This is a genomic window from Yersinia sp. SCPM-O-B-9106 (C-191), assembly GCF_026183365.1.
Classification (GTDB): Bacteria; Pseudomonadota; Gammaproteobacteria; order Enterobacterales; family Enterobacteriaceae; genus Yersinia; species Yersinia rochesterensis.
Map to the genome: position 1 here is coordinate 2,676,520 of NZ_CP110791.1, position 18,144 is coordinate 2,694,663.

Below are 18,144 nucleotides of genomic sequence, written 5' to 3' on the forward strand. Positions count from 1 at the left end.
CAGGTGCACGAGAGCAGCCAACAACGCTACGGTGCCAAGCAACAACGAGAGTGTTACTCAAAGTCATTGGTGTTGCAGCAAGGCGGCAAACGAGTAAATCCCGATGAGTTGACGCCAGTCAATGATTCGGGTGCACGAGAGCAGCCAACAACGCTGTGGTGCCAAGCAACAACGAGAGTGTTACTCAAAGTCATTGGTGTTGCAGCAAGGCGGCAAACGAGTAAATCCCGATGAGTTGACGCCAGTCAATGATTCGGGTGCACGAGAGCAGCCAACAACGCTGCGGTGCCAAAGACAAAGAGTAAAAACAACAACCTCCGCAATATACACATAAAGCGGAGGTTATCCCTTAGTCTGACAGAGAGCCGCTTAAGCGGTCACAGCCCTGTCCTCCATGGCTTGTCGCCAACCTCCTAACCAATGCGATCTGGCGTCTAAAGCTTGATAGGGGCAAATTTCTCTTGAACGCCCTGAAATACCTGCTTGATAGCCTCGTGACAATGCCCTTTCCAAGCGATCTCTTTTCTGTCTCTTCATGCCTCGTTTCCCTCATATTTCGGTCTGGTGGAAAGAAAACAGTGGCTAATTTATGTTCAGCCACAATTAAGTGATAGACCTTAGGAAACAGAAAAGCAATGCGCAAAATTCACGCCAATATCATATTTGTGAACTATGCACACTGAATTGGCTAAGTGATTGATTTGAAACAATGAATGTTATCTGATTGATTTTAAATAAAAAACCCTCTTCCGGCATCATATAAGTATGACTACCGAAAGAGGGTTAGATTTATTTAAGATAAAATATTACTGAGCGTTTTGTAACTGCGCCGCAATTGTCTTGGCTTCCTGCTGCCAACCCTCGGCCAAAGTACGGATCAGTGCATCATAACCATCGTCACTTTGTTTGATCTCTAAATCGAACGGCTGCTTAATCAGCTGCCGCTGATGTTTGAGTATCCACACGCCACGGATGATAGCTCGGCCATCATAACGGCCGTGGAACCCGGTGACAGTGACATTGAGGACATCCTGATCGCTATCAAGTGGTTGTGAAGACACCAACCAGCCCGGCAGCGCACTGCTCAGATTAGTGACCAGCGTTTGCTGCAATTGCTGGTCCAATGGGCTGGCCCAAAGGTTGTTGCTGGCAATCACATACTGCACATCGTTGGTTTGATACACCACACCCGCCGCCGCCAGATAATCCGCGACTCCCACATGTTCAACCCACAATTGCCGCGATGCCACACTGCTAGTCGCGGTTGCAGGCGCACTGAGTGCCGGTAGCTGATAATAGGTTTTGCTCGGTGTGCTGCTGCATGCACTGAGTAATAGCGCTGCGATAACTGCCATCCATTTCATCATTTTTTGGCCTTCTTAGGCTGAGGGTCCTGACTTCCTGCCGCTTCAAATACCAGTGCATTACTCTTTTCATTCAGCGTACGCAATACTGGTTGTAATTCACGCAAGACCTGATCTAACCGCTGCATATCACCCACCATTTTATTGTAGGCGGGTGAACCTGGCTGGAAACCTTTCATACTGCGATTCAACTCATTCAAGGTCTTTTGCAGATCTTTGGGCAGATCTTGCATCGCCGGGCTGGAGGTAATCGCGGTCAATGATTCCAAGGTTTTCTGAGTTTCACGCATGGTTTTTTGGCTTTCAGCCAGTGTTTTGGTGACTTCTTTGACCATAGGATCCAACGGCAGATTATTAACCTTATCCAACGTTTGCATCACTTTTTGCTGAATTTGCGCCAAGCCACCACTGACAGTTGGCAACAACGGATAGCCCGCCACTTCCATTGGCCCTTTCCACGGTTTGGCATCTGGATAGAAATCCAGATCGACAAACAGTGCGCCAGTCAACAAGTTACCTGATTTCAAAGATGCACGCAGACCGCGTTCTTTGGCGGTTTTCAAGATTTGCTCAAAATTGGCATCCGGGCCTAAGTCCTCGCGGAAACGGCCTGGCTCAATGCGGATTAGCACCGGAATACGGAAGTCATTATCAACGCGCTGTCTCATCCCTTCGGCGAAGAAAGGAACATCCCCGACAGTACCGATACGAATACCACGGAATTCAACTGGTGCTCCCGCCTGCAAACCTCGCACAGAATCGGAGAAGAATAATAAGAAATCTTCATGTTCGGTGTACAGCGAGTTCTGGATGCTACTGCGGTTATCAAACAGTTTGAACTCAGCCTTATCTTGTGTGATTGGTTTACCCAAATCCACACCCTCTGGCACATCAAAGCTGACTCCGCCACTGAGCAAAGTCGCCAGCGATGCCATTTCAACCCGCATCCCCTGTGAGGAGAGGTCGACCGCTACGCCACTATCTTTCCAGAACCGGACATTGCTAGTGACCAAACCGTCATAAGGCGCACCAATAAATAACTGATAACGCATCAGGCGTGATTTAGCATCAAAGGTGCTAGTTTCCACTGAACCGACGCGATAGCCACGGAATAAGACCGGATCACCTGCATTCAACTGCCCGGCTCGTTCGCTATCGAGTGTAATACGAATCCCTTTAGCATCCGGTGAGGCCAATGGCGGGGAATCGAGCAAGGTGAACTCATTAAGTGCCTTACCTTTGCTACCAGGTTGTAACTCAATGTAGGCCCCTGAAAGCAAAGTTCCCAGACCAGAAACCCCCTCACGACCAATCTGCGGCTTGACCACCCAGAAAACCGTGTCACTGTGCAACAAGGTATTCATGCCGGAATTTAACCGCGCCTGCACGATAACATGGTTAAGATCTTCACTCAGAGTGACCTGCTCAACAATGCCAACATCCACGCTGCGGCTCTTTATTTTTGTTTTACCGGCTTCAATACCCTCAGCATTCAAAGTGGTCATCACCACCTGTGGCCCCTGATGGCTAAAATGATAAAACAGTATCCATGCGCCAATCAGCGCAGTGACAATGGGGATGATCCACACCGGGGACCAGCGCTTGATTTTTTCAATTTCCGCCACACCCTGGCTGGGATTATTGTCCGTCACCTTGCGGCTCCTTTTGGGTTGTTTCACTTATCCGATCCCAAGTTAAACGCGGATCGAAGGTTAATGCAGCAAACATGGTCAGGATAACCACCATGGCAAATAGCAGCGCACCAATCGCCGGATAGATACTCATCAGTTGCCCGATACGCACCAATGACGACAGCACCGCGATAACAAAGACATCAATCATTGACCAGCGACCAACAAACTCCACTATTTCATAAATAAAATGCATCCGTTCGGTGTCGGTATTACCTTTGCCTTTTGCATCCCAACATAACCAACCGATCGCCAACATTTTTAATGATGGCACCATAATACTGGCAATAAAAATCACCAACGCCACTGGATATGAACCTTCGCTCCACAAGAAAACCACCCCCGCCATGATGGTGGAGTTCATCTGGTTCCCCAAACTTTCGGTGATCATAATGGGCATTAAGTTGGCTGGAATATACAACAAGATAGACGTGACTAATAATGCCATAGTCCACTGTAAGCTATTGCGGCGACGGATATAACCATGAGTATGACAACGCGGACATTCCACCTGAGCTTGCGGCAAGATTGCAGTGCAGCACGAGCAAGAACGCAGACCTTGGCGTAAGCCCGTTCGGCCCGCAATAAGTGGGTGAGGTAACGCCGGTGCGGGGGCAATATCTTGCCACATCCAATGGCGGTCAACACATTGGAAAGCGCGCACTTGTAATAAGCAGAATAAACAATAAGGGACAAAGCTGCTGCCGATGCCGATTTCACCATAGGCCATCAGTTTGACAAAACTGACCAGCACGCCGGCGAGGAAAATCTCCACCATGCACCAGGTTTTAAATTGGAATAATGCTTTTGCCATCAGTGCTTTCCACCGGTGCGGCATGCGCACCCGCAGACAAAGCAGGATGATAGCCACCATGCAGAAAGCGGGTATCAATTGAACCAGAACCATAAATAACGTTGCCATGCTGGCATAGTTATCTGCCACCATCACTTTGGGTATTTGGATCAACGTTATTTCGCTGGTGATCCCCGCCACACGCATGTTGACGAAGGGAAACATATTAGCCAGCAATAACATAAACAATGCGCTGATAGCATAACCCACCGGGCGCTTACGTGGTTCATCCCACCGCGCAGTCAGTGTGGTTTTACAGCGCGGACATACCGCTTTGGTGCCGTATGGCAAAGGGGGTAAGGCCACTGACATATCGCACTGCCGGCACAGGATGACGTCCCCTGATTGCCCAGAGTGCTCGCCGTGCTCAGGCTGAATTACAGAACACAATATCGAATCCCTCACGGCTGAACTGTCTATCCCTTTATCTTTCAACGCGCAGGTGTGTTGGCTGTTCTCGTCACCCGAATCACTTACTGATGTAAGCTCATCGGGGTTCTCTCGCTTGCCGCCTTCCTGCACATTGAAATCTATTGGGTATATTAAGTATCACATTGTCACGATACTAATATAACAATAGGCATACTATCGTATAGCACATCATTTAATTGAGCGGCGAAACACCATTTAGCCGTTTTTCTGAGCTTCCAGCTCTTCCCAGCGGCTAAATGCAACTTCTAGTGCCTGTTCGGCATCAGCTAATGCTTGCAAAACCTGTTGCGTCTCTGCATGCGGACGGGAGAAGAAATCTGCATGGCTGACCTCGGCCTGTAAGCTACTGATTTCATTTTCCAGTTTTTCTAGCTGCTGCGGTAACTGATCCAGCTCGCGCTGCAAGTTATAGCTCAGTTTGCCGGGGCGTTTTGCTGCCGGGGCCGTGTTTTTCACCGGTGCAGCCGCTTTGGTTTCTTCAACTTTTGCCGCCACTTGACGAATAGGTTTTGCCTCAGCGCGCTGCTGGTGAGCATCATAATAACCGCCCACAAAGCTACTGATTTGACCATTACCTTCAAAAATCCAGCACTCTGTTACTGAGTTATCCACGAATTGACGATCATGGCTAACCAGCAATACGGTGCCCTGATAGCTATCAACCATTTCTTCCAACAGTTCCAGTGTTTCCACATCCAGATCGTTGGTCGGTTCATCGAGGATCAGCAAGTTGCTTGGCTTAAGGAATAACTTAGCCAATAACAGGCGGTTACGCTCACCACCAGACAACGCTTTCACGGGGGTCATGGCGCGTTTCGGGTGGAACAAGAAGTCTTGCAGATAGCCCAGAACATGGCGTGAACGGCCATTGACCATCACTTCCTGCTTACCTTCGGCCAGGTTATCCATCACCGTGCGCTCTGGATCAAGCTCTGCACGATGCTGGTCAAAATAGGCCACTTCCAATTTGGTTCCGCAATGCACTTTACCGCTGTCGGCTTTAAGCTGACCGAGCATCAGTTTCAGTAAGGTGGTTTTACCACAACCATTCGGCCCCACCAGCGCGATTTTGTCGCCACGCTGTACTTGTGCGGTGAAATCTTTCACCAACACTTTGCCATCAACCTGATAGTTAACATTTTCCAGATCAAAGACAATTTTGCCCGAACGCACAGTTTCTTCTACTTGCATCTTGGCGGTGCCCATCACTTCACGACGCTCTGAACGCTCCATCCGCAGCGCTTTCAGGGCGCGAACACGGCCCTCATTACGGGTACGTCGTGCTTTGATTCCTTGGCGAATCCACACTTCCTCTTGCGCTAATTTGCGGTCAAATTCAGCATTTTGCAGCTCTTCAACCCGCAGTGCCTCTTCTTTGCTGGCAAGATACAGTTCGTAATTACCCGGCCATGACACCAATTTGCCGCGGTCCAAGTCAACAATACGTGTTGCCATCGCACGAATAAAGGAGCGGTCATGGGAAATAAAGACAATGCTGCCCTGAAAATCTTTCAGGAAACCTTCCAGCCAGTTAATGGTTTCGATATCCAAATGGTTAGTCGGTTCATCCAGCAGCAGCACTTTTGGTGAACTGACCAGAGCGCGACCTAATGCCGCTTTACGCAACCAACCACCGGACAGAGATGAAAGCTCCGCATCGGCTGATAAACCCAGTTGAACCAATACTTCCTGAATACGGCTGTCTAATTGCCATAGCCCCTGATGGTCCAGAATTTCCTGCAATGCCGCCAGGCGATTAAGGTTTTTTTCGCTCGGGTCAAGTTCAACCTGATGCAGGGTGGCATGATAAGCTTTCAGATGCTCGGCTTGTTCTTGTACGCCTTCAGCAACAAAATCAAACACGGTTCCGGCTACATTGCGCGGAGGATCTTGTTGCAGACGTGCGACAATCAAATCCTGCTCATAAGTTATCCGGCCATCATCCAATGCAATTTCTTTGCTCAGAATTTTCAGCAAGGTAGATTTGCCCGCGCCATTACGGCCCACCAGACAAACACGCTCGTTTGGCTCAATATGCAATTCAGTATTATCTAATAAAGGTGCATCGCTGAACGACAGCCAAGCACCGGACATGCTAATTAACGACATAGTTTCTACTTTTCCTCGTGGCTGTGGGTAACCAGCCAACAGTTGTGGATTTGACGATTGCGGGCAAAGTCTTCAGATTGTGTTTGTGCGGTGATTTCTTTCGCTTCCAATCCCAACGCTTTTATCCCGTCCAAATCCATCTGGAAACCGCGCTTATTGTTCGAGAACATGATTGTTCCCTTACGGCGCAGTAACCGTTTAAGTTCTTTCATCAGCACTAAATGATCGCGCTGAACATCAAAGGTGGTCTCCATTCGCTTAGAGTTGGAGAATGTCGGTGGATCAATAAAGATCACATCGAATTGCTCATCGGTGTTACTTAGCCAAGAGAGGCAATCAGCCTGAATAAGGCGGTGTTGCTGGCCAGTTAAACCATTGGCCCGTAGGTTCTTCTCAGCCCACTCCAGATAAGTCCGCGACATATCAACCGTCGTGGTACTGCGCGCGCCGCCCAGCCCGGCATGGACACTGGCAGTACCGGTATAAGCAAACAGGTTAAGAAAATCTTTACCCTGACTCATTTTGCCCAGCATCTGACGAGCAATGCGGTGGTCAAGGAACAGGCCAGTATCAAGGTAATCAGTCAGGTTAACCCATAGCTTGGCATTATATTCACTCACCAGCAGGAACTCGCCTTTCTGCGCCAATTTCTCGTATTGGTTTTTGCCTTTCTGGCGTTCACGTGTTTTCAACACCAACTGGTTGGATGGCAGATTCAGCACCGCCAAAGTCGCATTAATCACATCAAACAGGCGCTGACGCGCTTTTTGTGCATCAATGGTTTTCGGCGGCGCATACTCTTGCACTACGACTTTGCTGTCATAGCGGTCAACAGCCACGTTATAATCCGGCAAATCGGCATCATACAAGCGATAGCATTCAATGCCCTGCTGTTTAGCCCATTTATCCAGTTTTTTCACATTCTTACGCAGACGGTTGGCATAATCCTCAGCGACCTGAACACCCGCAGCTCCCTGTGGATTGGCTGCTAATTGGTAATTTTTCTGCACGCAATCCAATGGGCCATTCTTCGCTTTGAATTCGCGTTCGGCGCGCAATTGCAAGCAACTCAGCAGTTCCGGCGAGGCACTGAACAGGGATAAACGCCAGCCACCGAAGGCGCTTTTCATAATGCGGCCCAGCATATTGTGCAACGCAATCAATGCCGGTTCGCTTTCCAGGCGCTCACCATAAGGCGGGTTACTGATAACCGTCCCCACAGGCCCTTCAGGTAATGGATTCACCAGCTTACTGACATCATTGGCATTAAAGGTTATCAGTTCTGCTACCCCAGCGCGGCGGGCATTGGCCCGAGCCATCTCGATAACGCGGCGGTCAATATCAGAACCAAAGAAGCGGGAGGTTGTCTCTTGCAAACCACGGCGCGCACGAACTTGCGCTTCAGTGGTCAATTCACGCCACAGCTCTTCGTTAAAAGCATTCCAGGCGGTAAAACCCCAATGCGCTCGGTGCAACCCTGGGGCGCGATCTGAAGCCATCATGGCGGCTTCAATCAGCAAAGTACCAGAACCACACATCGGATCGACCATCGGAGTGCCCGACTGCCAGCCAGAACGTTGGATAATGGCCGCTGCCAGGTTTTCTTTCAGCGGTGCCTGACCGGTCAGATCACGATAACCGCGCTGATGTAGCCCTTCGCCGCTGAGATCCAGCGCAACACTGGCCATATCCCGTTGCAGGAACACATTCACCCGGATATCCGGCTGCTGTTTAGCCACGGTTGGGCGCTGATCCAGTTTACGGGTAAAGCTATCGACGATGGCATCTTTAACTTTTAATGCCCCGTACTGGCTATTGCGGATTTCGTCATTCACACCGCTAAAATGCACGGCAAAGGTTTTATCCACACCAAAAATTGATGGCCAATCAATCGCCTGCACCCCAAGGTACAAGTCTAAGTCACTGTAAACTTTAAAATCGTTAAGCGGTAACAAAATGCGCGAAGCCAGGCGACTCCACAACAGGCTTTGGTACATGAGCCGATCGTCGCCCTGAAAATGTACCCCACCCTGTACTATTTTACAGTCGTGAGCGCCCAGCGCTTCGAGTTCGCTTTTTAACAGTTCTTCCAGTCCACGCGCCGTGCTGGCAAACAGAGAGTTCATATCGCACTATCACCAAAAAGAAAATTGTTGCGCATTATAGCTAATCCCAGCAGCTTGTCATAAAGTTGCTCCCTCTTATTTAATACTCGCACGGAGGCAATGGTGATTACCCTCTCCCGACTCTATGTTCATCCGGTAAAATCCATGCGTGGTTTGCAGCTTTCTCATGCTCAAGTCAGCAGCAGCGGATTGGCCTTTGACCGCGTATTTATGATTACCGAACCGGATGGCACTTTTATTACTGCGCGCCAATATCCAAAGATGGTGATGTTTACCCCCGCCTTAATGTCAGACGGCTTATATCTCACTGCCCCTGATGGCGAGAGTGCCAGTATCCGCTTTAATGATTTTTTAGCCAATGCCGAACCGACTGAAGTTTGGGGAAATCATTTTACCGCGCTCATTGCCCCTGCGGCTATCAACAACTGGCTCAGCGGCTATTTTCAGCGAGAAGTACAATTACGCTGGCTGGGGCCGGAACTCACCCGGCGGGTAAAACCCATGCCGGAAATTCCGCTATCATTTGCCGATGGCTTCCCTTATCTACTGATTAATGAAGCCTCGTTTAAAGAATTACAGCAACGCTGCCCCGGCAGTATTAAGCTGGAACAGTTCCGCCCCAATTTAGTCGTGACCGGCGCGAGTGCATTTGCTGAAGACAGTTGGCAGGTTATCCGAGTGGGCGATATTACTTTTGATTTGGTTAAGCCATGCAGCCGCTGCGTATTAACCACCGTCAGTGTTGAGCGCGGTCGCAAACATCCAACGGGCGAGCCATTACAAACACTACAGACATTCCGAACTGCCGAGAATGGTGATATCGATTTTGGTCAAAATATGGTGGCCAGAAACAGTGGTATTATTCGAGTTGGGGACGAAGTGGAAATTCTGTCAACCAAGCCACTGCGCCCCTATGCCGCTGGCGCGGTAGTTGAAAGTCTTAGCGCACCGCAAGATCAATCCAAAGCCGTATCCATTGAATATAATGGCATTCGCTTTAACGGTAATAATCAGCAAGTATTATTGGAACAACTGGAACAACAAAATATTCGTATTCCTTACTCTTGCCGAGCAGGAATATGTGGTAGTTGCAGAATTACCTTAGTCGATGGTGATGTCGCACCGTTAAAACAAAGTGCTATTGGCAATGACGGGACGATACTTTGTTGCAGTTGCATACCCAAAGGAAATATTACTCTTAGCGGTAAATAAGATACAAATCGGCCGGGAGCATATTGGAATGCGACTCGCAGAAGGGCAGCCCATGGACGGGACGAATAACGAGAGCAGCCAACACACATGCAGCTTGAAGTATGACGAGTATATACTCTAGATAATTCGAGTTGCAGGAAGGCGGTAATCGAATGAATCCCGATGAGTTGACGCCAGTCAATGACTCGGGTGAGTGAGAGCAGCCAACACACATGCAGCTTGAAGTATGACGAGTATCAAGAGATTATACTGCTCGGTCATAGGCCGTCGTGGTGTAAACCTCTTGAATCACTAATGGTAACAAACGGTCATTCATTATTTTTATCGCGTCACCCAATGCCAACTGACGGCCAGCTAATACAACTTGGGGCTGTGCTAATAAACACAAACTGGCGGTGTCACCGGATTCAACTACTAACAAACTAATCTCTTCACTGCTATCCAATACTTTTACTGTGGCCAGCGCCGCATTCTGTGGTACCCACGTTTTAGGCTGTTGTGCAAAATACCAGCTTTTGGGCATTAATGGTTTTAGAAAACGAAATGCAACTAAAGCATTTAATATTAATTCTGAGCGTTGCTCATGGCCCATTTTAATTTGGCGGCATTGATCTTCGAATTCAAAATAAAGTGCGGCATCATCAACGCAAAATGCAGATTCATCAAAGGCGTCAGGAGTTAACATCTTAGATGGGAACCGCGACCGAAATATCATACCATTGGCTAAATCCAACATGAGCCTGTCATGTTCGATATCAAAATACCAACGCCATTTATCGTCTGGTTTAATCCGCATATTTTATCCTTCCCGCCAGGCTCGCCAACATTATTGACTCAATAACTGAGCTCTCACCCATCTAATTGCACTAAATCATATAAGGCTTTTGATGTATATTTAATCTATAGGGATAAAATATAGACGAGCTGGGGGAATAAATAAACCCCCAGACAAGTAAAGAAGATAAATAATTAGATATGAGTAATGATATTCTTAATCAAACTTGGCCCACGGAAGATAAATCCGGAATAAATTTGAATCAATGAAGCACCCGCAGCCATTTTTTCCCGCGCAGCAATGACCGAGTCAATTCCACCGACGCCGATAATAGGTAACCGACCTTGTAGCTCTTGCGACAAACGGCGAATCACTTCAGTGCTGCGTAATTGCAATGGACGGCCACTTAATCCACCAGCTTGTTCGCAATAATTTAAACCCTGAATAAGAGAACGATCTAATGTGGTATTAGTAGCAATAACACCATCTATATTATGGCGAACCAAACTATCCGCTATTTGGATCAATTCCTCTTCAGTAAGATCCGGCGCGATCTTAACTGCGACAGGAACATACTTATGATGCCGCTGATGTAATTCAGTTTGTTTATTTTTAATTGCTGCCAACAAATCATCCAGTGCTTCACCATACTGCAAAGATCGTAATCCTGGGGTATTAGGCGATGAAATATTAATCGCAATATAACCGGCATAAGGATAAATTTTATCCATGCAAATCAAGTAATCTTCTTTACCTTGCTCTACCGGCGTATCTTTATTCTTGCCGATATTAATACCTAAAATACCGCCGAAATGTGATTTCTTAACGTTTTCAATTAAGTTATCAACCCCGTGATTATTAAATCCCATGCGGTTGATCAAACCTTCGGCCTCGACGACTCTAAACAATCTTGGTTTATCATTTCCAGACTGTGGTCGTGGTGTTACTGTCCCGACTTCAATAAAACCAAACCCCATCGCGCCCAGAGCATCAATACACTCGCCATCTTTATCCAAACCCGCAGCTAAGCCTAATGGATTTTTGAATGACAGCCCCATGCAGCTTACTGGTTTGGTTGGCACTGATTGCCGAATCAAGAATTGAAGTGGTGTGCCGGTAACGCGTTTTAACTGGCGAAAAGTGAGTTCGTGTGCACGTTCTGGATCAAGCTGAAAAAGTGCTTTTTTGACAAGTGGATAATACATGTAATCTCCTGAGCGGGCGGTGACTAGCCTTTGATGCTGGAATGGTAAATTCATCTTTCAGGAAAGTAAACGTTTGCGAAGTAAAGCCATGCAAAGACCTTGCTCTCTGATGTTACTCTGGTGTTAACAATTGTAAGGATAAAAAATAGAGGGCCGTTATGCCCTCTATCTATTTAAACAATAACTTTCACAAATTATTTACTTTTGCAAATAACCGACTTATGCCGCTAATGCTTTGGTTATCTTCTCGTATAAGTCACCAGATAAATTATCCAATGTTTTCAATTGTTCCAGGGCCTGACGCATCAGAGTTTGACGCCCTGAATCATAGCGCTTCAAACGAATCAATGGCTCAATCAAACGAGCAGCAACCTGTGGATTTCGGGTATTCAAATCACTGAGTATTTCTACCAAGAATTGATAACCGCTGCCGTCAGTGGCATGGAATGCTGCTGGGTTGCCGGAAGCAAAACTACCAATGAGCGAGCGAGTACGGTTTGGATTACTCAAACTAAAGGCGGGGTGTGTAAGTAAACCGCGCACTTGCGCCAGAACATCAACCGCTGGGCTGGTTGCTTGCAGAGCAAACCATTTATCCATCACCAAACCATCATGATTCCAGCGTACATCAAAGGCCGCCAGTAACTCATCGCGACAAGGTAACTGTGCAGCAACAGCGGCTGCCAGCGCCGCCAGCGAATCAGTCATATTATCTGCCTGATGATATTGGGAAGAAACAAGCTTGTTGGCAAATTCTTCATCCGCAAAGGCCAGGTAACTCAGACAAATATTGCGCAATGCCCGCTTGGCGATATCAGTGTGTTCAATACGATATTCAGGGGTGATATTCGCCACATAGACAGCCAATAATTCATCAGACAGTTCATTTGCCAGACAACGGGTAATGGCTTCATGCACCGCACTGATAGCTTGCGGATCGATAGTGGTGAACAACTCTGCAATTTCATTTTCTGATGGCAATGTCAGGATCTGTGCTGCTAAAGCAGGATCAAGATTTTCATCAAGCAATATTGCGCGGAAAGCATCAGCCACATGATTAGGTAAACTCAACGGCTGTTTTTGCTGGTATTTAGCAACATTGAGCTTGATATAAGTTGCCAGCAAACTTTGTGCCGCATCCCAGCGCGAGAATTCATTACGCGCATGCTGCATCAAGAAAGTCAGTTGCTGGTCACTGTAGGTGTAATCCAGTTTGACTGGCGCGGAAAATTCACGCAATAGAGACGGAATGGGGGGGTGTTCAACATTATCAAAAGTAAAGGTTTGCTCGGCTTCTGTGACATTCAGAACATGATGAACCGGCAAACCATTTCTCTGCAACGCAATCACATTGCCTTTACTGTCATAAAGCTCAATATCCAATGGGATATGTAATGGCAGTTTTTCCGGCTGATCGGCGGTTGGCAATGTTTTCTGACTAACATGCAGATGATATTGCTGATTTTCAGCATCATAATCATCACCTACCGTCAGTATCGGTGTACCCGATTGACTATACCAGCGGCGGAATAAAGACAAGTCGACATTAGATGCATCTTCCATTGCCTGTACGAAATCATCACAGGTCGCCGCACTGCCATCATGGCGTTCGAAATAGAGTTGCATACCCGCTTGGAACTGTTGTTCCCCCAGTAAAGTATGCATCATCCGGATGACTTCTGACCCTTTCTCGTACACCGTCAAGGTGTAGAAATTGTTCATCTCGATGACTTTATCTGGACGAATCGCATGAGCCATTGGACTGGCATCTTCAGCAAATTGCGCCGAACGCATCACACGGACGTTTTCAATACGATTAACCGAGCGTGAGCCCAAATCGGAACTGAATTCTTGATCACGGAATACCGTTAACCCTTCTTTCAAGCTTAATTGGAACCAATCACGGCAAGTAACTCGGTTACCTGTCCAGTTATGGAAATATTCATGACCGATAACGGCTTCAATGTTCAGATAGTCTTTATCTGTCGCCGTTTCTGCTTTTGCCAGAACATATTTTGAGTTGAATACATTCAACCCTTTATTTTCCATAGCACCCATATTGAAGAAATCAACCGCCACAATCATATAGATGTCGAGGTCATATTCCAGGCCAAAACGGGTTTCATCCCATTTCATGGAGTTCTTCAATGAGGTCATTGCCCAGTCAGCACGATCCAAATTACCGCGATCAACAAAAAGCTCTAATGCAACTTCACGGCCTGAGCGCGTTATAAACTTATCTCGCAAGACATCAAAATCGCCCGCGACCAAGGCAAACAGGTAGCAAGGTTTCGGAAATGGGTCTTCCCATTTAACCCAATGCCGACCATTATCCAGCTCTCCTTGCCCCACACGATTCCCGTTGGAGAGCAAATAAGGATAAAGTGATTTATCCGCGACGATGCGGGTGGTAAAACGCGCCAACACGTCAGGGCGATCCAAATAATAGGTAATGTGGCGGAAACCTTCGGCTTCACATTGTGTGCATAATGCATTACCAGAAAGATATAACCCTTCAAGTGCACTGTTGGTCGCCGGATGAATATCATTCACGATAGTCAGTGTAAAATTCGCGGGTAATTGCTCAATAACCAGTGAATTTTCCTGTAAATGGTAATGGGGCCATGCTTGCCCATCAACGTTGATACTGATGAGCGTTAAATCTTCACCATCCAAAACCAACGGCGTCGCGTCTGCTGCCTGACGTTTTACCTTACTCACCGCCGTTACCGTCGTCTTTTGCGCATCGAGGGCAAAGTCTAGGTCGATATCGGTAATAGTGTAATCCGGTGATTTGTAATCGTGACGGTATTTAGCTTGCGGCTGTTGTGTCATAGAAACCCTTTTGACGTCATCAGTGAATATGATTATCAAGTCTATATTTATGGCCGTTTTGGCTCATAAAATCAGGTTCAAAGCACCGCTATCAGTGACTTCATCCTGGACTCAGATAGTCTTTTCAATGTATCACAATTGTGAAAAAAACCTAGGTGAGAGCCAGTGCTATTGAGGCAAATAAAGCATTGAATGCCACTTTTTCGAGCCGCTTCGCAAGGTTATTGTCTTATTGCATTGAGCCCAGATAAAACCTCGGGTAGACGTTATCTAGGGTAAAAACTGCCTAACTGTTTAAGAATCACTCAGAATATGTGCAATATTATTGCGGATATTATATTCAGTGAATAACCCTACTATTTTAATACAACTTTCTCTTTATTATCTAAATAGCTAAAAAACTGACCTTAATTGGATTGAACATTTAGCAAAAAACCTTTTTCATCGCTAATGGCACGTTTAATCCTAGACCTCTGATTAGCATTTATGGTGTGATGAGGCTTCAATAACAGGATAATACCGGTATACTTCCGCGACATTCATACTGTGGAAAATGCTCCTACGAGGATGCTATACAGCGCCATGACCCAAGACGCCTCACCGATTTTGACTTCATTGCTTGATACGGATGCTTATAAGCTTCATATGCAACAAGCAGTGTTCCATCGTTATCGCCATATTACCGTTGCCGCTGAATTCCGCTGCCGTGGTGATGAGCTGCTGGGCGAATATGCCGACGAAATCCGCCATCAGATAACATTGATGAGCCAATTAACACTGAGCGATGATGAGTATCTCTATCTCTCCGGCTTACCCTTTTTTAAAAATGATTATTTAAATTGGTTACATAGCTTTCGTTTTAATCCCGAACAAGTCAGCGTATCTGATAATGGTGGCAAATTAGACATTCGGATTACCGGGTTATGGTGCGAAACAATTCTGTGGGAAGTGCCGCTATTAGCGGTAATCAGTGAGATTGTCCATCGCCGCCGCTCCGAGCTTGTCACTGCTGACCAGGCGATTACACAGTTGCGCAGCAAACTTCAGCAATTTAAAGCGCTGAGTGCTGATATCGACATAACTCACTTCAAGTTAATGGATTTTGGTACGCGGCGCCGTTTTTCCCGCGAGGTTCAGCACGCCATTGTCAGTGAATTAAAAGATGAGTTTTCCTACTTTGTCGGCACTAGTAACTATGATTTAGCACGGAAGTTGTCTTTAGCTCCGGTTGGAACTCAGGCTCATGAATGGTTCCAGGCCCACCAACAAATTAGCCCAGTTCTGGCCAACAGCCAGCGCGTAGCATTGCAAGTCTGGTTAGATGAGTATCCAAACCAACTTGGAGTAGCATTAACAGACTGTATTACTATGGATGCATTCCTGCGTGATTTTGATGAAACATTCGCTATTCGCTATCAGGGATTACGCCATGACTCCGGTGACCCAGTCGAATGGGGTGAAAAAGCTATCGCCCATTATGAAAAGCTGGGTATTGACCCAATGAGCAAAACATTGGTGTTCTCGGATAATTTAGACTTGGAAAAAGCACTGTCGCTGTACCGACATTTTTACCAACGGATTAAATTGGTATTCGGTATTGGGACGCGTTTAACCTGTGATATTCCCGGCATCAAGCCACTGAATATTGTCATTAAGCTGGTGGAGTGTAACGGCAAACCGGTGGCGAAACTCTCCGATAGCCCGGGAAAAACCATTTGTCATGACCCGGCTTTTGTTGATGAATTGCGTGAAGCATTCGCCCTTCCTTTGGTCAAGAAAGCCAGTTAATACCTGATTGTCGGGCGGCAAATGCTCGCCCGGCCCTAGCCAGACTTGCGTTTTTTGCCCCCTCTTTACTCTTCCGTATTCCGCGATTCAATCATTTCTCAGTTTATGTCGTCTTTATTTATAGAAATGTTGCACTGAACTGGTGATTTCTACTTGTGTCCTGCACCGTCGCAAGTAACATAGCAATATCCCCATTTTGTTGGGTTGTTAACTATTTATCAAAACTATTAAAGAGAGAAATCTATGAGCGTAGTGCCTGTAGTCGACGTACTGCAAGGCCGTGCTGCGGTTGACAGTGAAGTCACCGTACGCGGTTGGGTGCGTACCCGGAGAGATTCTAAAGCGGGTATCTCCTTCGTTGCCGTTTATGACGGTTCCTGCTTTGACCCGTTACAGGCCGTCGTGAATAATACTTTGCCTAATTATCAGGACGAAGTACTGCATTTAACTACTGGCTGCTCAGTAGAAGTGACTGGCACCGTGGTGGCGTCACCCGGTGAAGGGCAAAGTTTTGAAATTCAGGCCACCGCTATCAAAGTAGTCGGTTGGGTTGATGACCCCGATACTTATCCAATGGCAGCAAAACGTCATAGTATCGAATACTTGCGTGAAGTCGCTCACTTGCGCCCGCGGACTAACCTGATCGGCGCAGTTGCTCGCGTTCGTCATACTTTGGCACAAGCCATTCACCGTTTCTTCGATGAGAACGGTTATTTCTGGGTTTCAACCCCACTTATCACCGCTTCCGATACTGAAGGTGCCGGTGAAATGTTCCGTGTTTCCACATTAGACCTGGAAAATCTGCCGCGCACTGATACTGGCGCTGTTGATTTCAGTGAGGATTTCTTCGGTAAAGAAGCTTTCCTTACGGTATCCGGCCAGCTAAACGGTGAAACCTACGCTAGCGCATTATCCAAAGTTTACACTTTCGGCCCGACTTTCCGTGCTGAAAACTCCAATACCAGCCGCCATTTAGCCGAATTCTGGATGGTAGAACCTGAAGTAGCTTTCGCCTCATTGGATGATGTCGCCGCTTTGGCCGAGAAAATGTTGAAATACGTTTTCCAAGCGGTATTGAACGAACGCGCTGATGATATGAAGTTCTTTGCCGAGCGTGTCGATAAAGATGCTGTCGATCGCTTACAGCGTTTTGTCACTTCTGACTTTGCTCAGGTTGACTACACCGATGCTATTGAGATTTTATTGGCATCAGGTCAGAAATTTGAAAACGATGTCTCTTGGGGCATTGATTTGTCTTCTGAGCATGAGCGTTATTTAGCTGAGCAACACTTTAAAGCGCCAGTGGTGGTCAAAAACTATCCGAAAGATATCAAAGCTTTCTATATGCGGATGAATGAAGATGGTAAAACCGTGGCAGCGATGGATGTCCTCGCCCCTGGCATTGGTGAAATTATCGGTGGTTCACAACGTGAAGAGCGTTTAGATGTGTTGGATGCACGTTTGGCAGAGATGGGCCTCAATAAAGAAGATTATTGGTGGTATCGTGATCTGCGTCGCTATGGCACTGTGCCACATTCAGGTTTTGGCCTTGGGTTTGAGCGTTTGATCTCCTATGTGACAGGAGTTCAAAACGTTCGTGATGTAATTCCATTCCCACGCACGCCGAGAAATGCCAGTTTCTAAGTTCGTCATTGAGAAAAAAAGTGTTTTTGTATAAATAAAAGCCAGCCCTGCTGGCTTTTGTCATTTTTTAAAGTTCGATCTAAGTCACAAAGTTCCCTGAAATTTACATT

General features: G+C 46.9%; 13 protein-coding genes. 4 read left to right on the forward strand and 9 right to left on the reverse strand.

The window, feature by feature from the left end; translation table 11 throughout:
- The first annotated feature begins 3 nt into the window (after nt 1–3).
- Complete coding sequence (locus OP863_RS12410) at nt 4–234, forward strand: hypothetical protein (protein WP_265525353.1); 231 nt, start codon at nt 4–6, stop codon at nt 232–234.
- 135 nt (nt 235–369) lie between these two features.
- Here the strand turns inward: OP863_RS12410 and rmf are convergent, their stop codons facing one another.
- The 6 genes from rmf to rlmKL form a co-directional block, all read right to left on the reverse strand.
- A complete protein-coding gene (gene rmf, locus OP863_RS12415) occupies nt 370–537 on the reverse strand; it encodes a ribosome modulation factor (protein WP_005170911.1) in 168 nt (55 codons plus the stop codon).
- Nucleotides 538–806: 269 nt separating this feature from the next.
- A complete protein-coding gene (gene pqiC / locus OP863_RS12420; protein ID WP_265525354.1) occupies nt 807–1,367 on the reverse strand; it encodes a membrane integrity-associated transporter subunit PqiC in 561 nt (186 codons plus the stop codon).
- Nucleotides 1,364–3,016 (reverse strand): intermembrane transport protein PqiB, encoded by a 1,653-nt coding sequence (gene pqiB, locus OP863_RS12425; protein WP_038632159.1) that lies wholly within the window; start codon nt 3,014–3,016, stop codon nt 1,364–1,366. Before pqiB ends, pqiC begins: the two co-directional genes overlap by 4 nt.
- The gene (gene pqiA / locus OP863_RS12430) at nt 3,003–4,298 is read right to left on the reverse strand and encodes a membrane integrity-associated transporter subunit PqiA (protein WP_072088971.1); all 1,296 of its coding nucleotides are present in this window, start codon (nt 4,296–4,298) and stop codon (nt 3,003–3,005) included. The genes pqiB and pqiA overlap by 14 nt, the downstream gene beginning before the upstream one ends.
- 237 nt (nt 4,299–4,535) lie before the next feature.
- Nucleotides 4,536–6,449 carry an ABC transporter ATP-binding protein gene (locus tag OP863_RS12435; protein ID WP_145589858.1) on the reverse strand — a complete coding sequence of 638 codons (1,914 nt, stop codon included), beginning with the start codon at nt 6,447–6,449 and terminating at the stop codon, nt 4,536–4,538.
- A 5-nt stretch (nt 6,450–6,454) separates the two neighbouring features.
- Entirely contained in the window at nt 6,455–8,575 is a 2,121-nt protein-coding gene (gene rlmKL / locus OP863_RS12440; RefSeq protein ID WP_265525355.1) for a bifunctional 23S rRNA (guanine(2069)-N(7))-methyltransferase RlmK/23S rRNA (guanine(2445)-N(2))-methyltransferase RlmL, read from the reverse strand.
- A gap of 99 nt (nt 8,576–8,674) precedes the next feature.
- Here rlmKL and OP863_RS12445 point away from each other — a divergent pair, with 99 nt between their 5' ends.
- On the forward strand, nt 8,675–9,787 hold the full coding sequence (locus OP863_RS12445; protein WP_265525356.1) for a YcbX family protein: 1,113 nt from the start codon (nt 8,675–8,677) through the stop codon (nt 9,785–9,787).
- 244 nt (nt 9,788–10,031) lie between these two features.
- Here the strand turns inward: OP863_RS12445 and OP863_RS12450 are convergent, their stop codons facing one another.
- The 3 genes from OP863_RS12450 to pepN form a co-directional block, all read right to left on the reverse strand.
- Nucleotides 10,032–10,583, reverse strand: coding sequence for a cell division protein ZapC (locus OP863_RS12450; protein ID WP_038632151.1), 552 nt, complete (start codon nt 10,581–10,583; stop codon nt 10,032–10,034).
- Between the two features lie 173 nt (nt 10,584–10,756).
- Entirely contained in the window at nt 10,757–11,767 is a 1,011-nt protein-coding gene (gene pyrD, locus OP863_RS12455; RefSeq protein ID WP_038632149.1) for a quinone-dependent dihydroorotate dehydrogenase, read from the reverse strand.
- Nucleotides 11,768–11,986: 219 nt separating this feature from the next.
- The gene (pepN, locus tag OP863_RS12460; RefSeq protein ID WP_265525357.1) at nt 11,987–14,602 is read right to left on the reverse strand and encodes an aminopeptidase N; all 2,616 of its coding nucleotides are present in this window, start codon (nt 14,600–14,602) and stop codon (nt 11,987–11,989) included.
- A gap of 582 nt (nt 14,603–15,184) precedes the next feature.
- Between pepN and pncB the strand changes: the two genes are divergently transcribed.
- Both pncB and asnS read left to right on the forward strand, forming a co-directional pair.
- Nucleotides 15,185–16,390 carry a nicotinate phosphoribosyltransferase gene (gene pncB, locus OP863_RS12465; protein ID WP_038632145.1) on the forward strand — a complete coding sequence of 402 codons (1,206 nt, stop codon included), beginning with the start codon at nt 15,185–15,187 and terminating at the stop codon, nt 16,388–16,390.
- A gap of 243 nt (nt 16,391–16,633) precedes the next feature.
- Entirely contained in the window at nt 16,634–18,034 is a 1,401-nt protein-coding gene (asnS, locus tag OP863_RS12470; protein WP_038632143.1) for an asparagine--tRNA ligase, read from the forward strand.
- Nucleotides 18,035–18,144: the final 110 nt, after the last annotated feature.